The organism is Bacteroidota bacterium (genome assembly GCA_016713765.1).
GTDB classification, from domain to species: Bacteria; Bacteroidota; Bacteroidia; order AKYH767-A; family 2013-40CM-41-45; genus Pollutiaquabacter; species Pollutiaquabacter aromativorans.
The window spans coordinates 283,684-308,636 of record JADJON010000001.1 but is presented as its reverse complement, the minus strand read 5'-3'; the positions used below and the strand labels follow the sequence as shown (position 1 = coordinate 308,636).

General features: G+C 48.9%; 7 protein-coding genes. All 7 read left to right on the top strand.

From position 1 onward, the window contains the following. The first annotated feature begins 564 nt into the window (after positions 1-564). A complete protein-coding gene (locus IPJ96_01310; GenBank protein ID MBK7908986.1) occupies positions 565-1,824 on the top strand; it encodes a PKD domain-containing protein in 1,260 nt (419 codons plus the stop codon). 80 nt (positions 1,825-1,904) lie between these two features. Next, positions 1,905-3,806 (top strand): hypothetical protein, encoded by a 1,902-nt coding sequence (locus IPJ96_01305; GenBank protein ID MBK7908985.1) that lies wholly within the window; start codon positions 1,905-1,907, stop codon positions 3,804-3,806. Further along, on the top strand, positions 3,807-4,868 hold the full coding sequence (locus tag IPJ96_01300; protein MBK7908984.1) for a hypothetical protein: 1,062 nt from the start codon (positions 3,807-3,809) through the stop codon (positions 4,866-4,868). Positions 4,869-4,870: 2 nt separating this feature from the next. Continuing rightward, entirely contained in the window at positions 4,871-5,449 is a 579-nt protein-coding gene (locus IPJ96_01295) for a hypothetical protein (protein MBK7908983.1), read from the top strand. A gap of 4 nt (positions 5,450-5,453) precedes the next feature. After that, positions 5,454-11,822: a hypothetical protein gene (locus IPJ96_01290; GenBank protein MBK7908982.1), complete on the top strand. Its 6,369-nt coding sequence runs from the start codon at positions 5,454-5,456 to the stop codon at positions 11,820-11,822. Positions 11,823-11,825: 3 nt separating this feature from the next. After that, the gene (locus IPJ96_01285) at positions 11,826-12,527 is read left to right on the top strand and encodes a hypothetical protein (GenBank protein MBK7908981.1); all 702 of its coding nucleotides are present in this window, start codon (positions 11,826-11,828) and stop codon (positions 12,525-12,527) included. A 5-nt stretch (positions 12,528-12,532) separates the two neighbouring features. Next, the gene (locus IPJ96_01280) at positions 12,533-24,586 is read left to right on the top strand and encodes an RHS repeat protein (protein MBK7908980.1); all 12,054 of its coding nucleotides are present in this window, start codon (positions 12,533-12,535) and stop codon (positions 24,584-24,586) included. The last annotated feature ends 367 nt before the right edge of the window (positions 24,587-24,953 follow it).

The window sequence follows — 24,953 nt, the reverse complement described above, 5'->3', positions numbered from 1 at the left end:
AAATGTCAAACACTCCTTTGATTCCAGATTTGACCATACAAATCAGATCATGGTTAGACCCTGAGAAATTGAAAATAATCCCTTTTAAATGTGGGAATAGTGTAAGGAGTTTATCAAACTCTAGAATCGAGCTTTTCTCAATAGAGGAGTAATTCACGAGAACAGCATTTACATCCTTACTTACAAGATGTTGAATCAATTCATTTCTGGAATTTGCACAAGCAACTTGTATGAGATTATTGTCAAGGTGTTTAAGAAAGTAGTGAAGGGCAAACCGCGATACTTCACTTGCATCAAGTAAGACAATTGATAAATGCATACACAGAGAGGGTTGTCACAGTAATGATAGCGATGTATTTTATTAAAGTCAAGCACTATTTAGTAAACGGTCGACCTGTCCGGTCCAATAGGCGGAATCAGTTAGTGAAAAGGGATTAGACGAGCTAGATGACATGTATTTGAGCCATTGCATGAAATAAGTACCAAAGTACTTGATTAATCCCCATCCTCAGTACTTCAATTTCGGCTTTTACAAAGTCATATTGCCCTTCGAGATCAAGGGCCATGCGATACCGTCTTCTTATGTTTTGTTTGCTGACGTTCTTCGATAGTCGAGCCACAGGATGGTGGCATAAGCTATTTGAAGAGAAGTTTACACGAGGTAATTGTTCCCAAGTCGCACCATGGATTATTGATACGGTTGCCACACCACCCCATACTGGTGATTTTCCTAATCAATGGTATATGGCCGGCTTCATTTGGTCAGGCGATCAACCGGACCTCTCTTCAATTGCAGGCGAATGCTATTTACTTGATGGACTTAACGGGGAAGATGGGCTTCTATATATTGCACCAGGCGGTGGATATAATTGTGATTCTGCTAGACTTGGTGCTATTTATCGCGATAGTTGCAACAACAACACGCACAAGCGGATTTCCAGTAGATGGATTAGAACTGAGCATTGCACGGCTCTGCGGCTGGAGTTTGATCTGATTTTGGTCGGCGATCAAAATGTGAATGATCGGCTTACGGTGCAGTATGTTTCCAGCCAAAGCCCATCCACCTGGAGCACGTTAAACTTTTCGAGCCAACAGCTTTATTGTGCCGGAAACGTACCGAGATGGAGCAGAGTTGTTATTCCGCTGCAGGGAATAATGTCCATAGACTCCATTCAGCTTGGTTTTGTCTGGAAGAACAACGGAGATTGTATTAAGGGTCCATATTCAGTGGCAATCGACAACCTGGTATTGTATGGGATGAATGACTGTCCCGAGATTCGAATAGAAGGACCTGAGTCAGCTTGTGCCAATGCCGATGTGGCGTTGGATAACCTTTCTGTCCCCACAGGAACCTATAGTTCCTTTCAATGGAATTTTGGTGACGGCGATATTAATAATACAGATTTTGATCACGTAACTCATCAGTATTCAGCCTCTGGACATTACACAATTGAACTTGAAATTACCTCCCCGACCGGTTGCACTTCAGCTTTACAAAAGATTGTTACTGTCTTCGGATCTCAACCCTCCTCGTTGTTGAACAGCGAAGTATTGGTGGGAATGCAACCATTACCATCCCCAACAGATCCGCCTTTAAACTTAGACATCAATCAGGGTCATTTATTGCAACTAGCGAGCCCTGATCCACAGGATATTGAATCGGTCGAGTATAGGGTGGGTAATTACTGGGGACTAGTTGATAATCCCTGGGGTACCTTTCCATTCACACTTGCCACGCCGGGGCTATATAATGTTCAAGTTACAGCAATCAATGCCTGTGGCTTCACCACATCTTATTTCAACGCAGTGCTGAATGCTCAATAAGCCAGGGTCACAATACTGTGTATTCAACAACCCATAATTACCTAAATAACGCTCGTGCAATTCTGATTTCCATCTCAATCATGTGGATAGTCCTATTTTCAGAAGGCTCGAATGCAAACGGCGGAAAGCAAGCCGGGAGCAGAACCTGGTATGATTTGAATTTCCGATCTGAGCAGGTGGCGCAATCCGGTAACGGGTTCGACGATTGGGGGGAGTGGCAATTCATGAACAGACTGCAGCTAAACGGCAAAGCCCTTGGTCTTCCGATTCGTGCAAATGGATATCTCATCTATGATCCGTCCCGAAACAAGTTCTCAATCAGCGGTTTCAGAATCGGGCTTACGCGGATCAACCTGGACGAACAGCTAACCACCCGACTGAGCGAAGTGCCTTATACGGGAAGCCCGGCTGCAGACGATAGTCTTTTCAGATTTCAACAGGCAGTAAGACAGATGAATGATACTGTCCTGGCCAGGAAGTACAATCAGTCGCGAAGGATCAAATCCGATTCTTTGCAATGGAATTCATTGTCAGACTCTGAACGGGATTCGGTGCAAAACTTCATTCAGTATGGCGATTCGGTGCAGCAAAATTACGCAGCCTTATACCAGTGGCGTAAGCGGACAATCGACCGCTACAATAAACACGATGCAGTGTTACGCGACTCGATACGGCGTAATCTGTCATCGCCATCGGATTCGCTTCATGGCAAGAAGCCTCTATTTTCGAGGATTTACAAAAACATCAAATCGTTTGAAATCGGACTTAACTACCTAAATGAGAACCCCCTCGTCTTTCGAAGTTTTGCATTCAACGGCGTCGAAGCGGAATATGGACGGGATATGTCCGTACGCATCAGACACAGCATCGACGCCGCGCCCATGGACTACCTGTTCAACTATACGCTACCCGTTGATCAAGGTAGCGACGGTATCGATTACAGGCTATCCGAGGTTTCATTTTTCGCTGGTAAGGCAACTCAAAAGAGTCATATAGGGTTTTACCAATTCGACCTATCAGACAGAAATGTAAAAGAAGCCGATATACAATCATCAGTATCACAGGCAAGAATAGTAACATTTACCCAAGAACAGCGGGTAACGGGTGGCGGCATGATCAAGGGCGCACTCGCCAGTCGGCTGGATTTAAACAGGATAGGTTCTTCGGACAATCTCGCCGGTTTCACGGAAACCAGGCTACCAATTCAACGGTTGTCAACGACAATACAAGGAGCATATCGATACTTCGGAAGAGATTATAGTTCTCCGGGTATCCGTTTTCAGCAAGGCATCTCATCGGACCTCACGCTTGGAATTACGAAAGACCTTTTCAATCGTCGAATTGCCATTAATCTGAGTGGTGGACGAATGCGGTTGGGCTATGAACGAACCCCCGCCACAAGGACGTATGGCACCTTCAGTCTGCGGATGCAAATGTTGAAAAACATCGTGTTTGCAGGCCAGTATGCTAACAACACCAATCAGCTTAGCATTGGCGATGAGCATGCGCCCGCTTTCACGACATCGGAGCAACTTTCGTTGTCGCTGACGGCTTCATCAAAATTCGTGTCCAAAGGAGAGACTAGTGCGTTTTCATGGACACGCATTTCAACCCATAATGGAGCAATCGAGGGTTCTTCTGACCTCCTTTTGTTTCAACTGAGTAATCGAGCTCAATGGAGCAGCGGTACGGTCTTGGCCATCAATAATCAATTAAGAACCGGTTGGAACGATCCGGCGTCTCTGATAAGTACCTGTAGCATCGCCGGAAGAATCGGCAGGAAGCAGAATTATAGAGGACAAGTGACTTCCGAGGCTCAGAACAAGCGACTCCGAAGGTTAATGACAATCATCGGTTACGGATACCAGCCTACCAGACAAGTCCAGGTGTCGGTGCAGTATCAGTTTGATATACTGTCGAATGGATCGGTAACGGGAGCCGGTGATCGGTTTCGTATGACATGCACGCTAACATCTAGATAAATGCTCGGTAAAAGATCCATATTGATACTTACGCTGGTTTCATTGCTCCTTCGGGCCCAGGCTCAGATTCAGGTTCTTTTTCCAGTGATCACCAGCCCACTGGTGTCAAAGCAGTTGGATGATTTGACTTTAATAAATCAGGGCCCTGAAATCGAGATCACGGCCGATGTCCTGGTTAGTATCGGTGGTGCTCCGATCATTCGTTTCGTTTCTGTTCCGGTTAGGCTGTTGCAAAGCCAGGCATTGCGGTTTTCAGAGTTGCGTACGGGACTGAATCCAGGGTATTTTTCCAACGAACTATCGGACAAATGGCAAGCATATGAATTATTGTCATTCAGAACCCTCGAACTATGTGTATCGATCCGTACAGGAGACGAACGGATCATACTGAACAGGGAATGTCAGGAATATCAGCATGAGGTCACTTGCAACATTATGCAAGTGTTTCCTCCGGATAATGCAATATTGGAGAATCCTCTACCGGTATTCAGCTGGACTGGATTGGGTTTAGAGCCGGGATCTAGTTATGACCTCGTGATGGTGGAATCATTTCCGGGTCAGACGCGCGAAGAAGCCATTCACTTTAATCCTCCGATGGTACAGATCGCTTTGATCGAACCACAGTATGGCTATTCCGATTTCAATCTGCCACTGTCCAGAGACCAGGCATATTTCTGGCAGGTGAAAGGACAATGCAGTGACGGGACTATCGTGTGGAGCGAGGTTTGGAAATTTTCATTGAATGAGTCAGGCAGCCTGAACCCGATCAAGACTTACCGAAAACTTTTGCAGGATGTCAATGGCGGGAATTATATCTATGACCATACCGTGTGTTTCGCATTCGACAACCGAGGTCGTGATGGACAACTCAATTACAAAGTTGTTTCCAGATCCACCGGAAAGCAGATCGACCGACTTCCAACGATTAATGTGAAAAGTGGATATAACAAAATTGACATTGACTTGGATCGCGTCCCGGGTATTGTGAAAGGCGAAGAATATGAATTGACCGTAGTCGATCAGGATATGCAGCATTACATTCTTCGATTCAAAGGCATATGAACATGCGTTCCATATTACGGGTGAACAGGCTGGCCTGGCTGCTAATCACGGGTGTGTCGGCATCTCTCTTCTTCGCGTTTATGAACCGCGGTTCCGGAACTAATACAATTTATCTGGATCACGCACATTTGTTGCGAAAAGTGACGTTGCTTTACGGCGATTCGGTATTCGCTCAACTGCAGTTGGGCAAGGAGCTTGATGGTATCAAAGCATCCGCGGGCTCGAATGCCATTCCCGATTCCGTGTTCGGGCTCATTCAATTTAGAATTGACGGACTGCCGCCTGTACGAAAGGACTCCGTTACAAAAAGCCTTGAAGGGGGGAAGTATATACCGCAGCTTGAAACACGGCTTTCGCTGATTCTGGAGAGAGTTGACACTATCTCGTGCCTTTTTGCTCACGTTGTTCAGGACGGCAAGTCGAACGAGAATACTGTGTTACTGGCATTCGAACCACCAATGCCCTGGAGCAACTATGAATCCGTGGAACTTCTGTATTCGCCCACTGTTGACTTCCGTTCGTACCTACGGTGGCCATTTGAGTTGAAGCAAGTACAGCAAGCACTAATTGAAATGAATTGAGCTCATGAGAAAAGCCATAGCCATCTACTTGTTGTTATCCTTCCTGTCGGAGCTTTTTCTACCCACTGTTGCGTTCGCGCTGACCAGCGGTCCTAATCAACCGGAAATGGCATCATTCGCTCCAGTAAGTATGGACAACATGGTAGATCTCTCTTCCGGGGACTTCAAGTACAACATTCCATTGTTAGAGATCGGAGAATATCCAATCAACTTGGTCTACGATGGGGGGCCAACCATGGACCAGGAAGCCGGCTGGGTCGGATTAGGCTGGACACTCAACCCGGGTTCCATCAACCGGCAAGTACGGGGGCTCCCGGATGATGCGTATCAGAGTCAGGAAAAGGTGGTTACAAATACGGCTATGCGGCCAAATGAAACCTGGGGGGTGAATGTCGGAATTGAACCGGAGATGTTTGGACTCAGTCTTAGTAAAAAAATTGGAGGAGAGGGTCGTATGAGCCTGGGCATCTCCCGAAATACATTCAAAGGATATAACGCAAGTTTTGGAGTTAGTGCTGGCTTGAATGCGGGCCAGAGTTCGAAGTCCAATCTGACAGGATCTCTTGGGCTTGCAATTGGCGGCCAAGATGGAGCAGAGTTTTCAGCTAGCGTGGGAATTAAGAAAAAAGATGATGTTGAAAGAAGTGCGACCATTGGCTCTAGCTTTAATACGAGAGAGGGGATGAAATCCATTTCATTTGCCGCCTCTTGCAGTCATGAGAAAAGTAAGGTGACTTACGGAGCGAGTTCAAATGCTTCACTTAGTTTAAATCCAATCGCGTATCCTCCAAGCCCCAGTTCGCCAATGCATACCGATGCATTTACGTTTAATGTAAAACTGGGAGCAGATGCTTTTGGGTTTTTCTCAGGATCGACACTTAGCGGCTACTATTCAAAATCAGGCCCACAAGCAGCCCCCCTTATCTCTGAACCGGTTGGCTATTTACAGCTGGAGAAGGCCGGCAATTCTCAAAACGCACTATTAGACTATAGTCGTGAGAAGGACATCGAGTATGTACGTGGCATCCCCAATCTTCCACCTGCCTGTTTAACACCGGATCAGTTTTCAATTTCTGGCCAAGGCGTTGGTGGGCAGTTTCGGGCCTATCGTTCGGATGTTGGAGTCATTCGAGATCGAAGGACTTTGTCAACATCCAACAGCACAACAGCAGGAGTAGAAGTTGGATTTACAACAAGCGTTCATATTGGCGCGGACATCAAGTGCGTACTAGCTGAAACAAGAAATTCCGGTTGGATTGATGACAATGAGATTAACGAATCATTGCGATACTGTACACCTGATTACTTAGATGGCAAAGAATCGGTCAACTTCAAATGCACCGACGATAAGAGTCTGCCGGATTCTTCCGTGTTATTGAAAACTGGCGGATATGAGCTTGCTTCGGTGGAGCTGGAAGGCAGAAAGTCAAGGGCTCGGAATGTACTGAACGTCGGTCGAGACGCGAATCGACCCGTACGGCGCCATTCTATAACGGGTATACTCAGGAAACCTAAACGAGAAAAACGGGCCCAATCAGTCAGCTACCTGACCAACAGTCAGTCCGAACAATACGGATTCACGCCCTGGATTCAGCAGTATCCGATGAATCAAGTCGTATTCAGCGAAGAGTGCGGCGAAATCATCAACCGGTACAGTGCCAGTAAGACTTGGATCAGTAGTTCCCAGTACATCGGCGAGATAAACGTAAGAACTACCGAGGGAAAGGAGTTCATATATGGCCAACCTGTTTACAACCGAAAATCGAAGGACGTTTCATTTTCAGTATCGGAGCAATCCCCGCTGGATGCTTTGGTGCATTATGATGCCGGGGACAACTCTAAATCGAATTCGAAAGGAATGGACCAATACTTCTATTCGAAGACTGAGCCGGAGTACGCTTCCTCCTTTTTGCTTTCCTATGTGCTTAGTCCTGATTATGTGGATCGAACCGGTAACGGTGTTACGAATGACGATTTGGGCACTTGGACCAAGTTTAACTATTCTCGATTGAACAATGCATATCGTTGGCGCGCTCCGTTCGGGAAGGATACCGCCAACTACAATCCCGGGATTAATACCGGCAACGGCGCCCCCACCTCATCATATGGCGATGCCAAAGGGAACTATTCCTATGGAAGTAAGGACTTAAACTACGTTCATTCCATTGAAAGTCAGACGATGCTTGCTCAGTTCTACCTTGAAGAACGACTGGACGGCCTGGGTGTAACAGATGAGAACGGCGGACTGGACCCGAACAGCAAGCAGTACCTGCTCAGGGAGATCCGACTATTTTCCAAGAGCGACCTGATAGCACATGGCGCTTCGCACGCGGTCCCCATCAAGACAGTTCATTTCGTGTATGACTATTCGGTCTGCCCCAGGGTGGAGAATAACCTGAACATGCACCAGGCGGCTACCGTTGACAACAGCAATGGTCATCTGCCCTATTACGTGCAGGACGTTATCAATTCGCAGGCCGGTAAGCTCACCTTACGGAAAGTGTATTTCACATATGGCCGGAATTATACCGGAAGCCTGAATCCGTATGTCTTCAACTATTCGGAAAATAATCCGGATTACGCTTATCGAAAAGCAGATCGTTGGAGCAATTACAAGGACAACAGCCTTTCTGGCAATTACAGTCACCTGACGGAAGGGGAGTACCCCTACGTTATTCAGGACACATCCGTCACAAACGAGTTTGCCCGCGCCTGGCAACTCACAGAGATCCAATTACCCACTGGTGGAAAGATTCGCGTTCAGTATGAAGCGGACGATTATGCATATGTACAGGACCGTCCGGCCGGACAGATGTACATGGTGCGCGGATTCGGGCCTGATCCTGGTACATGCAAGAACGAGTTGTATAACACGGCCGGTGACCAGTATCCATATGTCTTTTTCGATGTTCCCAGTACAATCGGCGACCTGGAACAGACCTATCTGCGAGGTCAGCAGTACATCGCCTTTCGTGTGTCCTGTAAACTGACCGCAAACTCCAACTACGAAGAAAACATCTGGGGCTATGCGGAGGTTGATCGGAGCGGACAGGCCATCGGAGCCGTATCATCCACTCGTATATGGGTCAGACTTAAGCTGGTCGACGGGAAGAATCCAGTTGTAAAGCAAGCGCTGCAGTTTCTCCGTTCCAATGCTCCTGAAGCCGCTTATGGATACAATGCCAATCCAAACACATCCGTCATTGATGCGATCCGGAGTCTCGTAGGATCGATCGGGGATGTGTTGACATGGATGCGATCGTTTGAATCAAAGGCTATTGGCCAGAACAGTGCACGTTGGATCAGCACTTCGAAGAGCTGGGCACGGCTCAATAACTGGAACGGTAGAAAACTCGGCGGGGGCTACCGAGTGGCGTCCATTTCGCTATCGGATGAGTGGAATGCAATGACTTCATCGGCGACCCAGACATATTCCGAGTTCTACGATTATTCCATGGTTGATACTGACGGGAGGGTCATCAGCAGTGGCGTAGCCTCTTGGGAACCCAGCCTGGGTGGAGAGGAGAACTCTCATCGAACCCCAAAATTTTACAAGAGAAGGCGAGCACTTGGCCCGGATGATTATCTCTTCCAGGAGTCTCCGCTGTGCGAGTCGCTTTACCCAGCCCCTTCAATCGTATACAGAAGGGTTACAAAAACAAGCGGTGTCCCTCTGGCCGCAGGAAACCTGCCTGCCGGATTTCAAGTCTCCGAATTCTATACGGCTTATGATTTTCCGGTGATAGTGGACAATACCACGATCAATCACAAGCAGTCTCCCAAAGCCCTTGGCTTTCTCAAACGACTGTTCAAAGTGATGGTGAATGATTATTGTACTACGAGTCAGGGTTACAAGATCGTTACAAACGACATGCACGGTAAACAGAAGTCGGAGGCTGCCTATAGTTCATCGGGTTCTTTAATTGCCAAAACGACGTATCGGTATAGACAGTCTACTACTCCGGAAGGGAAACCGATTTTGGACAATAAAGTGGCGGTGATGGATGCACGAGGACAGATTAAAGAGGCGGAGATCGGACGGCATTATGACTTCTGGGTCGACATGCGCGAACACACCACAGAGATCGTGGAGGCGGGAGTTCAGGCGAATAGCGAACTGTTATTTTTTGTTATCCTCCCTCCGCTTCCCGTTACGCCATTGCCTTTCCCGCTGATGGCCAAGGAAGTCAGTCGATTCCGCTCTGCAGTAACGGTGAAGAGCATTGCATTGTGCGGCTTGCTGGACCAAACCGAAGTGATCAAGGATGGATCAAGAGCCGTAACCAGTAATCTGCTATACGACGGCGGCTCTGGAAGCGTGGTTCTTACGAGTACACAAAATGCATTTGAAGCACCAGTTTACGACTTCAAATTCCCCGCTTATTATGGGTATCCACAAATGGGGGCGGTCGCCTTTAATGTAAATTTTCAATTACCTGCTGTGCAAATCCGTGACGGAAGATTATTCAATGTAAGTCCATTGACGCGAAGAATCATTGAAGTTGGCGACGAGTACCAAGTCTTTAGCTCCTATTCTCATCTAAATGGTTTAAGGATTCACCAAGTTCCATATCAGGGAGACTATAGGTTTATAGATAGTCAAGGCGAACTGGTAACATTTCGCGATCCTTCCGGGTCAACTTATGTAGCAGCACATTGTGTTCTTGTCCGATCTGGAAGAAAAAACAACCTCAGTGCAATAGCCGGCACCGTTCAGTCGCTGGAAAACCCTATCAATGCAGGCACGTCAAGATTAGAGTTTTCGGCTTCAAACACTCCGCACATTCTACAGGCGTCGGCCACGGAGTACTCGGACAAATGGAAGGTGCCGTGTATTAAAGGGCAGGTAGAAGAGTGTGATACTACGCGTCCGGCCATTTGTCTGGAGGAGATTTACAATCAAATGATCTTGTATCAGGCACGAACTGGCATTAACGCCTTTGAAGCTACGCGCGATGATTCGATCAGCCTCGCGGATTTGATGGGGCATTGCAATTGTGCCTGTCAGCTTGATAGCCTGAACGGGATACCGGCAACTGAATTCTTCATCTACGCATTGTCACCGGCTACATTCCTCGGCGGTTTAGTCTATTACACCTACCAGTTCGGGCCGTCGTGCCAATTGATAATGACCGCAGAGGGAAACATACCGATCAATATGAATAACTGGGTACCAGCCTCAACTCCGTATACGCAGGATAGCTGCATTGATATTAATAATGGAATCAATAAGGTGGAACTTTGTATTCAGTGTCTCAGCTGTGAAACTACCTGTAAGCAGGACCTCACCTATGGACTACCGGTGAATCCATACCGGATCGGCTTGTATGGTCGTTGGTACCCGGAAAAGGAGTGGAAGTATCGCACACAGCGTGAACCAAACGGGGGGAGCTCACGCAATGCGGCTGACGGCTATTTCACAGCATCTATGGTTCCTTTCTGGGAACCCGACACCACCCATGGTTACTTCGTCCCATCCGGCAAGCTGACAGACCCTAACTGGATCATGTCAAATCGCATCACCAGGGTTAATAGGCTGGGTGCTGATATCGAGAACGCCAATGCGCTGGAGATTCCTTCAGCCGCACTGTACGGGTATTCCGAACAACTTCCTATAGCCGTGTCGGCCAATTCCCGGCTCCAACAGATCGGAAATGACAATTTTGAAGACTATGATTTTTCGGTATCGTGCAATAATCCATGCCTGGAAACCCATATGTCATTCAAATCCGCGCTCCAATTATCGGCAGCCACGATCGATGCGAATGTATCCCATACCGGACTGAGAAGCCTTCATATCCCGGCTGAAATGTCGGTCAGGTTCGAACGAGAATTGTATGCATATCCAGATACTGAACTTGTCATCGAGGACAGCAATAAGGTTTATATGAAAAATGGCTGCCTTGAAAAATTCTCACCTACGCCGGGACAGTATCACTTTAGTGCCTGGATTCGACCCGATGCAGGATGTCAGAGCCTAGACACGTCATACGGCGGTCCACGAGTGAGTATTCTTTTCCCCGGAGACGGACGATCCGCTTCGCATCAGGCTAAAGGAAGGATCATTGATGGTTGGCAGCGCATCGATTTCGATTTCGAGGTCCCCGCAGCGGCCGATTCCATCGTTGTGATACTAAGTGCAGGAATCTCTTCAGCAGTCTGGTTCGATGATGTGCGGATTCACCCGACTCAAGCCAGCATGAAAACTTATGTATATCATCCGTTTACCCAGCGATTGATGGCCGAATTGGATGACAATAACTACGCTATCTTCTATGAGTATTCCGACGAGGGCAAACTCATCAGAATAAAGCGTGAGACGGATTTTGGTGTGGTTACCCAGAAGGAAGGACGCACTATTCTTAAGCGATGAGATATGAAAACAACACTGCTCTTATTTACATTGATCGTAAAAGCACTGCTATCTTATGGACAGGCCGCCGAGCTAAGGCAATTGTTGGCTGTGCCTTACGACAAAGTGAAGAAAGACCTTTGCCGCTTGTCATACAAGGCCACCACGTTCATTTACGACATGAATGATCCCAGGGAAACATGTGATACGATTCACTCCACGGTAAGCCTCGACCAGCAAGGAATGGAGATACTCAGCGAGTATGGCTTTTCCATACAGCGAAACGACACCCAAATAGTAGTGGATCATGCAACGCGAAGTATTACGTTGAGCAGGGTCCAATGGTCATACGATAAGCTATGTCAGCAGGCAGCGCAATCTTTGTTGGAAGACTGTGTGCCGGTTAAAATATTTTGCAGGACCAGGTCGGGATTCGTGGATTTCACCATTAAATATAAGAATGGGAGTCTGCTGGATTCGGCGGAGGTGAGTTTTAAAGGGCCGGATCGCGTACTCAATAAAGTTAGCATGTACTACTCCGCCAGCGCCATCACCGGCGAGCCCGAAGGCCGACCGGTGGTGGAAATGCGATATGGTGATATGCGCTTCTCAAGGCAAAGGGAATCGGGAATAAACAGGCTGGAGGATGTAATTCAGATCGGAGTTGCCGGCAAGCTGGCTACCCGGGGCCGTTATTCGAAGTACAAGCTGGTCAATCAATTGTGATTCCCATGAAAAAGTCTTACCCATTTTACCGTTTTACTCTTCTGCTTGTCATTGTCCTGTGGAACCTGGGCATGGAGCATGCGGCCGGGCAGGGCCAGGAGACTTATATAGATTTTCTCGAAGGCGCAGATCTTGCCAACGGCCAGTCCATGGATGTTCTGGACGACAAAATCTTCGGCCCGGATTCACTGACGACCAGAGATTTAATCGATTCAACCTATTCATCCAGATTTGACCTAATTCTTGAATTGGACCCCAAGCTGACAACAGCCATGGTGAGTGAACAATTCAACATCTCCGTGGAAATGTCAGTCAGATTGTTCACATCACCAACCGATTCACTGGATACGCTTATTGAAGTAAGCCTGATTACGAATCCCGAACATGCAGTTTATAAAGGGAAGGCCTTCACATCGATCAATAATGTACAGCGTGCAATTATATCTATTCTTAATGTAACATATTCGTCTGCTAGCAGTTCTGTCCCTCCTGCCTTGTTTCGTCTGCGTGGTGAAATTAGTGTGATCAGATCGTATCACTTTGATTGTGCGGATGCATCAACCCTTTCACTTGATACGTATGATGATGATGAGAATGGGTATCGGCTGGTTTGGACACCAATTGCCGGGGCTTCTTCTTATCAACTTGAATGGACATATTTTGATGTCGCCTCTTTATTAAATGGAAATGCGGCTTGTTCCTATATACCGGTCGTGGATGAAATCCTTTATCGGCATAATTGTTCACGGATTGAAACCGAGAACGTATCATACCTTCTGCCCAATATCTATGCAGAAGGTTGCCTGTTTGTACGGGTAAGAGGGGTTCGAAGAGTCCAGGGATTGGATCCGGCGTATTCCCAATGGAACGCGGTCAGTTTTGGAACGACGCATGAAGATGTGACTATCAACAAGAAAGCTGAATTGACTTTTGCAGAGGAAGGTCGGGTCAATTCGAAGCTTGATTTCGTGGACGGATCGGGTAGAGGCCGGCAAAGCCTTAGTCGCAGTTCCGGGACCTCGGAGTATTCCCTGATTTCAGAAAAGTACACGGACCGGATTGGGCGCGAAGCTGTGGAGTCGCTTCCGGTGCCCACTTTTGACCGGTCATTGAAGTTCCATCCGGAGTTCAATAAGGACTTCAATGGTAAGGCTTATTCCTGGATGGACTTCGACGACGGAGTGTGCGATTCTCCTCCTTTGCCGATGGATTCGGCATTCGGGGCTTCTTTGTATTACTCCGGGCAGAATCCTCAGGCGGGCAACGCCGGAACGCGCTATACTCCGGATGCAGAAGGATACCCTTTCGTGGCAAGGGAGTATATGCCGGATCCATTATCGAGGGTATGGAAGCAGAGTGGGGCTGGATCTCGGCTCATGCTCGGATCCGGTCACGAGACCCGGTACGAATACGGACAACCGGTGCAGGCGTCCCTTGACAGGCTTTTCGGTAATGATGTAGGCCCCGCCAGGAACTATAGCATGGAAATGGTCACGGACCCCAATGGACAAATATCCATTACTTATAAGGACCTGCTGCGTGATAAGGTAATTGCGACCAGCCTTGCCGGAAACCGCCCTTCGGCCTACGACTCCTTGATGGAAAGTCAGTCGGATACACTGCTCATGGGCGTGATTACAAGTCATTCCGATACACTCCTTACGGTGGAGCCGAATGTGAACAATGCATACCTGGTCAATACCGAAGGCGACTTCTTGTTCCGGTACGAGCTCCTCCCTACATCCTTCATTATTGAGAATTGCACCAATGAGGAAGTGTGTTATGACTGTAAGTACGACATCGTTATCCGCATCAACGATGTTTGCAGCAACAGTCCGCTGCAATCAAAGACCTACCAGAACTATTCACTGCCTTTCTTATTTGATTCTGCGTGTGCGGAACCGGACTCATCATTGCTGGATTCGTTCACGGTACACCTGACTCCGGGAACTTATTATCTGTCGAGAGAACTACGCATTAGTCAGCAAGCCTTGGATTATTTTACCGACCGGTTTTTAGAACAGAACGGTTGCATGAGTTTTTCTGACTTCTTCGATCGGGAATATGAGGCGATGGTGGCGGCGTTTGGTTGTACCATGGATTGCGACGGTTGTTTGCAAGAAGTGGGAGCGGAGGAAGACTATGTGAATCGATTCGTGTCACTGCTGGCGGTGGACGGATATGTGCCAGATACTGAAGATACGCTGAATGCGCGCCGGGCATATGAGGAGTCCTTGGAACAATGCCGCCAGTTGTGCGAGCCTCCCGGGGAATGCGAAAGCGCTTTCGAGCTGATGAAAAAGGACGTATCTCCTGGAGGGCAGTATGCCACTTATCAGGTAGACGATAATGGGGTGTATTCTTCTTCGGAAAGGGCCTCCATTTTTACCGGCCAGATTTCTGTACTGGATTACAGAAACTATAATATCTATGATGAGAGCGGGGTACCGGTAACGGTTCGGTTGCCGAATGGAAGCACGGTACAACCCAGATACCTTGACATTAAAGATTATATAGAGGCTTTCGAACCGTTCTGGGCCAATTCTTTGGTGGAAGGCCATCCAGAGATTTGCTATTATTACTTCTGTGTCGCGAACCAGGGAAGTAATACTTACAATGATGCGATGTTCGAGACGAATGAGTATGCCGCCGCCCTGGATTCGGGATACTTCGATCCATTGCAGAATGACCCCTTTTTCGTCAGCGAGTCGGGCAGTATTCCGTTTTATAGAAACCGCGCCACGGCTTTAATTCAGCAGTATCACCCTCGCCGCCCCTGTATGGGGTATCTGACCATGCTGGAAACGGCCATCTTTGCGGCCCTTTCCGGCAAGTTGGACCTCCGTGACACTTGTAATGTGATCATACCGGATATCGACACCATGTGTATCGGAGATAAAAACCGTGTATGGCAGGTTTATCGCGCGCTCTACTATTCCATGAAAGTGAGACTTTATAATTCGGCAAGAGAGCACTTCGTGACTGATCCCGGTGTATGCGCCGTGGCAACAATCTATAGCTCTAACGAAGATATCGGCAGTTCAATTCCTGCATATCAGCAAGCGGGCCATGTCACTACTGATCCCGGTACATGCGTGGGGAATAAGATCCCGAGGTTCATCCGAAGCGTGACAGGCTCTTCGGTTTTTATGTCCAGTAATCCCACGGAGATACTACATGCTGTAAATGCTGCGATGGACACCCTTCGTGAAACAACCTGTGAAGGCTATCGCCCATATTGGGAAGCTGAACTCCGTTCATCCTGCCTGGAACTCACCGCAGGGCAGATGACAGATATTCTGGATGGATTTCAGGAAATCTGCATGGCTGGCGTGGACAGCCTGCACCCCGACGGGGCAAGCACGCTGCCCCCTGGAGCAACCGGATATACGTTTCACTCATTTCAGGAAGTGCTGAATCACCATGCAGGGATCGCAGCCGGAACGCTGGATCCATTTTGCAATGCTTATGGCATTACGGCCCCCCGACCATACGATGCACAGTCCTACCTCCAAAACCCGGTGGTGTATCCCAATCCACCAACCTGTACCTGCGAAAGGCTCGACTCCCTGGCATTGTTGTATTTCATTGAAACAGGTGAAGCTACTCTGGATTCATTTGCTGTATTTCTGCATAACAACTACGGGAGCGAACTTACGCAGCAGGAGATCGAGTCCATGCGTGGAGTATGCCATAACAACGGATGCAGCGCCCTCGAGGAACCGATCGAACTCCCGCAAGTGCTTTCCTGTCACGATTGTATCCCATGCGACAGCGCCCAACAAGCCTATGATGATCTGATGGCTTCATTACCGGCGGGACTTTATCCGGTTCCGAGCCTTGATCGCGTGATGACCGATTATTTCAACAACCGATTCGGCTTTTCATTGGCATACGATGATTATAGCAATTTCATGTCCAGTTGCGCATTAATGGACATGGACACGATCAATCTGCTTTCATGTGACAGTTTGCGACTTCTGTTTGACGAGTACTTTTCCGATACGGTCAATGGGCGTGGAGTTTCTCCGTTCCTGCCCTGGCTGGAAAATTACATGAACCATACTATCAGTGAATCCATGTTCACGGTTTGGGTCCTGAGCTGCGGCTTGGACACCAACAGGGTTGAGCTGTATTATTATTCCCAGCGCAGCGCGGGTACAACCAGAGCCGGAGTTGCAGGAGCATACCGACCGGCTCCTGCGAAGACTGGAAGGGTCCAACGTTCTGCAATGAACAAAGATCTCTTCAGGTATTTCGTGTATGAAGAAGATGAGTCATTTTTCGTCTTAGACAGCTGCGACCTCATCAAGGATGCAGTAACGGGATACAATAGCCTCCCAAATGGAAGTCATCCTCCCATTTCGGTCTGGCTTAACAACACGCTGGGATGGGGTTGGACATACGCTCAATACATCTCCTTTCTTAACTCTTGTTCTCCTGGTTATCCGGTGGATGCTATTGACTGCGGATCTTTATCTACGGCACTTGATAGCTGTAGGTCCAGCGGACCCTATTGCCATATTCAAGAATGTCTGAATGTTTCATTCGGGTTCGCTTTTAAATTGGAAGATTATCTGGCATGGATTGATAGTTGCAGTTTATCTTTGGTGGATTGTGGTGAGTTAAATGATGCACTCAATAAGTATTTATCGCTATCCGATGAGTTCAGACCCCCGCTTACTGTTTTTTTAAACAGCTATTTCCACGTAAAAATATCTTTTGAAAGATGGACTAGCTACATCGATAAGGCGTGCAATTTTGTTGTTCCGAAAAGCAAAAGTAATTGCGAGTACTTGTGGGATTATTATCTGAAGCATCTTGAAACAGGGAAATGTAATATCACCTACGGCCTTAATATGGCTCTTGGTCTTGAGTTTCTTTGGAGTGATTATCTTGCCTGGTTTGATTCGTGTGGCATTGAAGCCGTGAATTGCGAAGTCCTATTAGTTGCAATGGATCAATACAATTCGATATCCCCGGATCAACGCCCACCTGTGAATATTTTTCTGAATGATCGCCTTAATCTGGCGTTGTCGATGGACTCCTATTCAGGTTTGCTTAAGTGCTGCGGCATTGAATGGAGTCCAGAATCAATGTCTTGCGACTCATTAAAGGCGAAATGGCTCCTTTGTAATTCGAGCCAACCATTATCAAACATGGCGATCTGCCTGAACCAGGCCACTGGATTAAATCTGTCCATTAACGCTTACATTGATTGGTTGTCTGAATGTAAACTGCCTTTTATCCATTGCGATTCATTGAAAAAGGCAATCAACGCATACAATGGAATGAACTCCGGCACACGTCCGCCTTTTACGATTTTCATGAACTCGTTGTTTGATCTTAACCTTTCTTTTGAGCAGTATCTTGAGCTTATCATTGATTGTAGTTATGAAAGCCCGGTCTCTACCCCTAATTGTGACACTCTTGCGTCCGTTTACATCTTATGCTCCGGGACTACAGCGCCGTATAAGATTGCCGATTGTCTCAATGGAATTTTAGGCTTCAACTTGCCCCTAAGCGCATATTGGCAGTGGCTGGATAGTTGCCAGATACCACGTGCGCCGATTACGTGCGGATCGCTTGAAACAGCAGTAGTTGCTTATCCATGCTGGCAGGATACCATCAGCCTCACTACGTGGCTGAACTTCTATTTTCAAACGAGTCATTCTGATTCTTATTTCACGCAATTGTTGGATAGTTGCGGGCTGAAAACAAAATGTTGTGATTACCTCTCAGCGGCCCTAAATGCTTACAAGTGTGATTCTGTAGGATATAGCTTGCCGATCTATTTGAACGAAGAGCTTCATGCAAACCTTAATCTGGTGCAATGGACGGCTTTTCTGGACACCTGTAACCTTAGTAATCCTTGTGATACCTGTACCCGCGTATCAAGCCTGATCCCGTCTTTCGTATGCCAGGATACACTCACTTTATATCAATACCTGAATGCCTCGCTCGGGTGGGGACTGACGGTCGCAAGCTGGGACTCGCTCCTTGATTCGTGTGACATCACGCTTCCCTGTCAATTGTCCTGCGAGCAGTTGCAGTCCCAGTTGAACACCTATCCATGCGATTCAGCCGGATTGACGCTCGCCGCATGGCTGAACGCCCAAACAGGATTCCACTATTCCGATTCTACATGGCTGCTCATGATGGATACGTGCGGCCTTTTCCTGCCCTGTATTCCAGGGTGCGATTCGTTGAACTTGCAGTATTGGGTCAATCAGTTCCCATGCAATGCTCCCGCAGATCTGTACACCTGGTTAAACGATACGCTGGGACTGGACCTTACCCAGTCGGAGTATCAGTTTTTATTTGATACTTGTCAGGTTATCGCCGGCTGCGACACCTGCAGCTACCTGACCGCCCTGGTCGACACTTTCCCCTGCGATTCACTATCATTCACCGCCTGGCTGAACGACCAGACCGGCTGGGCCTATTCGACGACGACATACTTCTCACTGCTCGACAGTTGCAACATCTTAGGCGACTCCACGGGCTTGTGGCCGTGCCTTCCCAACTGCGACTCGTTGTCTGAGCTTACGTCCTCCTATCCTTGCAACAGTCCGCTGAACCTGACGGCCTGGCTGAACGATCAGCTCAACCTGGGTTACACGCCCGAGGAGTGGGCGGCCTTCCTGGCCATCTGCGGCATCGATACGATTGGCTGCGACACCTGTAGCTACTTGACCGCCCTGGTCGACACTTTCCCCTGCGATTCACTATCATTCACCGCCTGGCTGAACGACCAGACAGGCTGGGCCTACACAACGACCACCTACTTTGGACTGCTTGACAGTTGCAACGTCTTAGGCGACTCCTCGGGCTTGTGGCCGTGCCTGCCTAATTGTGATTCTCTGAATGCCCTAACCTCGGCTTACCCCTGTAACAGCAACCTTAACCTGACGGCCTGGTTGAACGACCAGCTCAACCTGGGCTACACGCCCGAGGAATGGGCCGCCTTCCTGGCCATCTGCGGCATCGATACGATTGGCTGCGACACCTGTAGCTACTTGACCGCCCTGGTCGACACCTTCCCCTGCGATTCACTATCATTCACCGCCTGGCTGAACGACCAGACCGGCTGGGCCTATTCGACGACGACATACTTCTCACTGCTCGACAGTTGCAACGTCTTGGGTGATTCGACGGGCTTGTGGCCGTGTTTACCAAATTGTGATTCTCTGAATGCCCTGACTTCGGCTTACCCCTGTAACAGCAACCTTAACCTGACGGCCTGGCTGAACGATCAGCTCAACCTGGGTTACACGCCCGAGGAGTGGGCGGCCTTCCTGGCCATCTGCGGCATCGATACGATTGGCTGCGACACCTGCAGCTACCTGACCGCCCTGGTCGACACCTTCCCCTGCGATTCCCTATCATTCACCGGCTGGCTGAACGACCAGACCGGCTGGGCCTATTCGACGACGACATACTTCTCGCTGCTCGACAGTTGCAACGTCTTGGGCGATTCAACAGGTCTGTGGCCGTGCCTGCCTAATTGTGATTCACTGCATACGCTGACTGCTACTTATCCCTGTAACAGCTCATTGAACCTGACAGCCTGGTTGAACGACCAGCTCAATCTGGGCTACACGCCCGAGGAATGGGCGGCCTTCCTGGCCATCTGCGGCATCGATACGATTGGCTGCGACACCTGCAGCTACCTGACCGCCCTGGTCGACACCTTCCCCTGCGATTCACTATCATTCACCGCCTGGCTGAACGACCAGACCGGCTGGGCCTATTCAACGACGACATACTTCTCACTGCTCGACAGTTGCAACATCTTAGGCGACTCCACGGGCTTGTGGCCGTGTTTACCAAATTGTGATTCTCTGAATGCTCTAACCTCGGCTTATCCCTGTAATAGCTCGCTGAACCTGACAGCCTGGTTGAACGACCAGCTCAATCTGGGCTACACGCCCGAGGAATGGGCCGCCTTCCTGACCATCTGCGGCATCGATACGATTGGTTGCGACACCTGCAGCTACCTGACCGCCCTGGTCGACACCTTCCCCTGCGATTCACTATCATTCACCGCCTGGCTGAACGACCAGACCGGCTGGGCCTATTCGACGACGACATACTTCTCACTGCTCGACAGTTGCAACATCTTGGGTGATTCGACGGGCTTGTGGCCGTGCCTGCCTAATTGTGATTCACTGCATACGCTGACTGCTACTTATCCCTGTAACAGCTCATTGAACCTGACAGCCTGGTTGAACGACCAGCTCAACCTGGGTTACACGCCCGAGGAGTGGGCGGCCTTCCTGGCCATCTGCGGCATCGATACGATTGGCTGCGACACCTGCACGTATTTAAGTACGCTGCTCCAATCATTTCCTTGCGATTCTACTTCACTAACTGACTGGCTTAACAGCCAAACCGGTTGGAATTATTCCGATACGGCATACATTCTTTTATTGACCGATTGTAATACCATCACCGATTCCGTAATGTGGACAACTTGCACGGGACTGCAATGCGATTCCCTCCTCGCACTGGCCGGACAGTTTCCCTGTGATTCTTCGCAAACCTTTATTGCCTTTCTCAATGAACAATTGAATGTGGCTTTCACTGAGTTGGAATGGGAGCTGATCTTTGATGTCTGCCCCGTAGATACCGGGCTTTGTACCGAACTCAATTGCGCCTGGCTGGCGGCGATCCTGCCATTGTACACGGATTGTAGCCAACCCTTCAGCGCATTCATTCAGCAGGAAACCAACCTTGCAATTTCCGATTCAGCGGCACTGGCCCTGTTGATTTCCTGCGGCCTTAGCCTGGACTGCGACTCCATAGCCTGTCCGATGCTCGATGCAGCCATGGAAATTTACCTGGCACTTCCGTATCCGGGTCAGCTCGACCTTTTCCTGAATCAATTCTTCGGCACCCACACGCTGGCGGAGTATCGCGACATGCTGCAAGTTTGCACTGGCGCCCAGCCGAACCTCGTATTGTGCGACCGTCCCGTATTCCCCGAGATTGCCCTCAGTACCGATACCGCTGACCACTGCATGGAAGAAGCCTATGCGGCCGCATTCAGCAATGCCGTGACCCTGTACACGGCGTACCAGGATTCGGTGCGCGGGATCTTTCGGAGTAATTATATGGACCACTGTTCCCGCAAGCTGGAAGAGGAATACACGATCACCGGTCCGAGCAACGAGTACCATTTCACGCTCTATTACTACGATCAGGCCGGAAACCTGACCATGACCGTCCCGCCGGCGGGTATCCGCATGCTGGATGCAGGCCAGAGCAATCAGGCAGCCGCACACCGGATCAACCCCGGCGTATCGGAGATCTATCCGTCTCACGAGCTGCGCACACAATACTATTACAACAGCTTCAACCAGGTTGTCAGACAGCAGACACCGGATGCGGGAACTACTTACTTCTGGTACGACCGCCTGGGCCGCCTGGTGGTCTCTCAGAACGCGCAACAAGCCACAAGCGACCAATACAGCTATACACTATATGACAACCTGGGCCGTATTCGGGAAGTGGGCAAGATACACCAACCGTCCACGCCTATGACCGATGCGATCAGCCGGAACCAGGTAAGCCTGGACAATTGGATCGGCGCGGTGAGCGCGACGGACCGCACCGAAGTGACGCGTACCTACTACGATGCCTCACTCCTGCCGGCTACTGTCATGGACCCCTCTAACCTGCGCAACCGCGTGGCCAGTGTGACCTATGCCGATGTATACGACACGGACGACGACCTGTATGACGCAGCCACCCACTATTCCTACGATGTGACAGGCAACGTACACGCCCTGATCCAGGAAAACCGCAGCCTGGCGTTTGCGAACCGGCAGTACAAGCGGATCGATTACGACTACGACCTGGTGAGCGGGAAGGTGAACGGGGTGTATTACCAAAAAGACTCGTTGGACCAGTTCATACACCGGTACCGGTACGACGACAACCTGCGCCTGACGGAAGTGACCACCAGCCGCGACGGCATACTGTGGGAGCGGGATGCGCGGTATGAATACTATCTGCACGGCCCGCTATACCGCACCGAGTTGGGCGAATCCCAGGTGCAGGGTCTGGACTATGCCTACACGCTGCAAGGCTGGATCAAGTCGATGAATTCGTCCATGAGCACGGCCTGGCACGACATGGGGCAAGACGGCCTTCCCGGTTCGGCCAACCCGCAGTTTGGGCGCGATGCCTTGTCCTACTCACTTGGATACATTGATGGCGATTACGAACCGATCGGACAGGTGTCGCCGGTGGCTGGCGGCTTCAACGAAGGTAGTTCGCTGTACAACGGCAACATCCGGCACGCCGCGTATGATTTTGCGAAGAATCTGGATCCGCTCGGATATGCTTACCGTTACGACCAGCTGAACAGGCTAGTCGGTAAGGAGACCTTCCACAATTGGTGGAACCGGGCCGACAATCTCTTCGTGACCGGTGGAACCCAGGACAAGCGTTACGATGAAGGCTTATCCTATGATCCCAACGGGAATATCCTGGAATATCGCAGGAATGGGGTGGACGAATCGCCCATGGTCCTGGACATGGACAGCCTACATTACCACTACGATGCCGGTACAAACCGACTAAATCACGTCACGGACGGGGTAAATTCCGGCAATTACGCGGAAGATCTTGATTCTCAATCTCCGAATAACTATACTTACGATGCCAACGGCAATCTGACGGGGGACGTCTCGGAGGGATTGACGATGTATTGGAACAATTACGGCAAGCTGGATTCGTTGAAGAACGACCACAAATCGCTGGCCATGAAGTTCCGTTATGACCCGATGGGCAACCGGATCGAAAAACGGCTGTATCACCTTGCCGGCACCGGCGCGGTGATCCGACAGCGCGCCACGCATTATGTTCGGGACGCGCAGGGTAATCCGCTGGCGGTGTACGAGCTGCTGGGCGGCGACACGGTCGTGCTCAACGAGTTCAACCTCTACGGCAGCAGCCGGCTGGGTATGTTGATCACGGCGGACACCCTGGTGTGCGCCACCTGCACCACAGCCGTGGCTCCCTCGGTCTATTTAAGTCCAGTAGGAAACAAGCGTTATGAGTTGAGTAACCATCTCGGCAACGTAATGACTGTGATCAGCGACAAGATCACGCCAATTGATACGACGAATGACGGATTATGGGACTACTTTAATCCGAGCCTGGTGTCTGCTACAGACTATTATCCCTTCGGGATGGGGATGCCGGGGAGGAGTTTTTCAAACTACTCATATGGGCTTGGAGCTTGGGGTAGTGAAACGGAATCGTTTGCAAAAGGATGGTACTACTTTAAAGACCGGATGTATGATAGTCGAGTTAGTAGATGGAGCACCATAGATCGATTCTTCAGAAAATACCCATTTCAATCGCCTTTTGCAGCATTTGATAATTCTCCTCAAACAATTATTGACCCTGGCGGCGACACTACCATTTACTTTTCACAAAGTTCAAAGTATTTACATTCATCGAATGACGCCCTACCCACTGCAATTGTAGTAATAGACTCGAAAAACTTAATGCGCTTTACATTAAGCCTTAGAGCCTCTATACAAAAGGGCGTTCAAAATTACGGACCGACTAATGAAAGGTGGAGAACTTTAGGGTATAGAATTGATGTAGATAAGTGGCGCAACTTCTACAATCGTGAGACAATCAATGGAAAGAACAACCTTAGCAATGTAGCATCAAATGGAAAACTGAAGGATGGGTACTTTAATGAATCTCGAACCTATTGTTATTTCAGCTCAGGGGGCATTGAACCCGGAGATATGTCTGCAGCTGGTGGCTTAGACTTCGTTGCAACATACCCTCCAATAGAGAATGGCAAAGGTATTGTAATTGGGGATGGACATACACATCCAAATGAAGGATTGCCAGCCAATGTATTCGGTCAAATATTTGATTATAACCCATCACCGAATGATCTGTCTAATAAAGGAACATTTGACATTATTATAGGACGAGAAAATATATACCTATATGGTAAAAGTATTAATGGCGTGATTAGACTTAACAAAAGCACCTTAAAGTCTTTGGAAAAAGATGAAAACTAACTTCGCGTTAATAACATATCTTTTAAGTCTGCTAGGATGTAAGCACCCATTAAATGTAGAAAAAAAGATAAACGAGGCAAAGTGGATGTACTATGTTACCAATCACCTTAATGGCGGAGTCTCTTGCTCTGATGGAACTTTGGATACGCTTAATAACATAACATATTATCCCGAGCCGACTACTCGGGTTTACTTTTATGGAGATACTGTAGAGGTAATTGTATCGGTTGTAAAATCACCGGACTCTGCTTTTTGCCGTTGCGCGGTTGGCATTACCATGGACTTGTTTGGCTTCCTCCCCAATACTGACACCGTTTCTTATCGATCTTCAACCTCGCTTAGCAATTATAGATTTGCTGAAACAGAT

Excerpts from the sequence above, each read along its gene's own strand:
- IPJ96_01280 (MBK7908980.1), top strand. The coding sequence starts at position 12,533 with ATGAAAAAGTCTTACCCATTTTACCGTTTTACTCTTCTGCTTGTCATT.
- IPJ96_01285 (MBK7908981.1), top strand. The coding sequence starts at position 11,826 with ATGAAAACAACACTGCTCTTATTTACATTGATCGTAAAAGCACTGCTA.
- IPJ96_01300 (MBK7908984.1), top strand. The coding sequence starts at position 3,807 with ATGCTCGGTAAAAGATCCATATTGATACTTACGCTGGTTTCATTGCTC.
- IPJ96_01310 (MBK7908986.1), top strand. The coding sequence starts at position 565 with ATGCGATACCGTCTTCTTATGTTTTGTTTGCTGACGTTCTTCGATAGT.
- IPJ96_01290 (MBK7908982.1), top strand. The coding sequence starts at position 5,454 with ATGAGAAAAGCCATAGCCATCTACTTGTTGTTATCCTTCCTGTCGGAG.
- IPJ96_01305 (MBK7908985.1), top strand. The coding sequence starts at position 1,905 with ATGTGGATAGTCCTATTTTCAGAAGGCTCGAATGCAAACGGCGGAAAG.
- IPJ96_01295 (MBK7908983.1), top strand. The coding sequence starts at position 4,871 with ATGCGTTCCATATTACGGGTGAACAGGCTGGCCTGGCTGCTAATCACG.